Genomic DNA, 1929 nt, shown 5'->3' on the forward strand with positions numbered 1-1929 from the left:
ACCAGCAGATCATTTTGGAGGTATTGGGTGAGCGCTATCGGCAAATTTATTCCTAAATCAGGTGCGGAATGTCGGGTAATCAAAACATTTTACAGACTCAGCCATGTAATTATTTAAAAAACCAACGACACTATGATCAAACTCATCACGGTTATTTTTATACGCAAAAAACTTAAGTATTAACTCTTGTTTAGTGCCATCATTTAACTTCGGGTCAGGTAAATTAACAACAGCATTAAAGTCATTATTGAGAGAAAGTTCAGTCAAGAAATCGTTGAATTGACCACGAAATACACATGCCCGTATCTCTTGATCTGTCAACTTGATACCACCAGTATTCAATCTTTCAAAAAGATCAAATCTTACTTTCATGTCGCTTTTATCACTAAGCGTTGTAACTTTCAAAGGTCGCAGTGAAAACTTTAGTTTTAATGTTGATGGAAGATCATCAAATGTGAAACCATTAAACTCACTCAAAATCTCCAAATCTTTTAATACGAGAGGACTCTCAAAAGAAAACTTCTTTAGCTGTTCAGGTGAACCAGCGAAATGAATCAATGAGTTTAATCTCTGAACACCATCGATCAACTCCCATGTTCCATCCCTGTTAGCCGCCATAAATAAGCTTGGAACAGGAATACCAAGAAAGACTGACTCAATTAGTTTTGATTGATTTTCAGCTGGCCATCTAAATTGACGCTGATATTCAGGTGCAACATCGATAATATCATCATATGACATGGATATTATTTCTTTAACAGAAATGTCGAAAGAGTCAAAGTCAACCTTTCTTGTTTCTTGCTCTAACTGGGTAATGAAATCTTTCATAATATGTTTACCATGCATATGACTGAAAACACATAGTAATAATCAGATATGAATTATACAAATAAGTTTTTAATAAATTCGTTTTTACGACAACGTGCGTAGGTTCGATTAGCGAAGCGTAATCGGACGATCGCGTAATCGGTCGCTTACAACAGAACAACCCTGTTAGGTGTCTACTCCAATCCCCCCACCCCATCCACCGACCCGCACCAATCCTGCGGATAGACGCCACTCGCCACGTAACGATGGAAGGTGGAATACGGCCAATCAATCACCCGCGTAACATGACCATGCTTGAGCGGGTTGATATGGACGTAATCCATATGGCGGCGGTAATCCTGCTCATCCCGGATCAGATGTTCCCAATAATGGCGCTGCCAGATGCCCCGCTCCCCGTGGCGTAACCGGGTCTGGCTGCGCCGCTCGTTCAGCGGCAAGGCACGGGAAAAGTGGCTTTTGATCAACCGCCACCGCAGGGGGAAATCGGTGTCTCCCTCCGGCAAAGAGAGAATGCAGTGGAGATGGTCGGGCAACACCACCCATGCGTGAATGGCGAAGGGGTAAGCCTGCTGTACCTTGGCAACGCTATGGCGCAGCAGATCGATCTGCTCCACCAGCAACCGGTTGTTGCGTCGCTCCAGCAGGTTGACGGTAAAGAACCAGGTTCCGCCGGGCCACCATGCCCGCCGCCAGTTGGCCATCCCTTTCCCCTCATCGAGACCGAAAAGCCAAGCATAGCCTTGCCTCACTTCGATCTGCTTGCGGGCCGTGATGATGCGGATGTTCCATTACACGATTGTTCGATTACGCGATCGTCCGATTACGCTTCGCTAATCGAACCTACACGATGACTCAAAGCGGCTTGCAGCGGTGCGTTAGAAGAGTGGGGCAAAACAGGTAGGGGGAACTCAGAAACCCGGCCGCCAGATGGGACGCGGCGGCCGGGTGAATTGTAAAGAGTAGGGTGACAGGGAAAGGGATCAGCCTAAATAACTGATCCCAATAGTGCTACACCTTCGCTGTACCATAGCCATTCCCCGGGAAAGGAGACACGGTATCCATGAAGTGTTTCACTCGGGCCAGCAGGCTGGCCATTCCTCT

General features: G+C 46.2%; 2 protein-coding genes. Both read right to left on the minus strand.

What is annotated here, in order from left to right; all coding sequences use genetic code 11:
* Positions 1 to 57 precede the first annotated feature (57 nt).
* Positions 58 to 828 (minus strand): DUF262 domain-containing protein, encoded by a 771-nt coding sequence (locus tag OKC40_RS22255; protein ID WP_270797007.1) that lies wholly within the window; start codon positions 826 to 828, stop codon positions 58 to 60.
* Between the two features lie 173 nt (positions 829 to 1001).
* Positions 1002 to 1529 carry an REP-associated tyrosine transposase gene (locus OKC40_RS22260; RefSeq protein ID WP_270797008.1) on the minus strand — a complete coding sequence of 176 codons (528 nt, stop codon included), beginning with the start codon at positions 1527 to 1529 and terminating at the stop codon, positions 1002 to 1004.
* Positions 1530 to 1929 lie beyond the last annotated feature (400 nt).

Origin of the sequence: Aeromonas sp. QDB11 (assembly GCF_027705265.1) — a bacterium.
Classification (GTDB): Bacteria; Pseudomonadota; Gammaproteobacteria; order Enterobacterales; family Aeromonadaceae; genus Aeromonas; species Aeromonas allosaccharophila.

Bases quoted from the DNA above. Each gene is read 5' to 3' on its own strand.
- OKC40_RS22255 (WP_270797007.1), bottom strand. From the start codon at position 828: ATGAAAGATTTCATTACCCAGTTAGAGCAAGAAACAAGAAAGGTTGAC.
- OKC40_RS22260 (WP_270797008.1), bottom strand. From the start codon at position 1,529: ATGGCCAACTGGCGGCGGGCATGGTGGCCCGGCGGAACCTGGTTCTTT.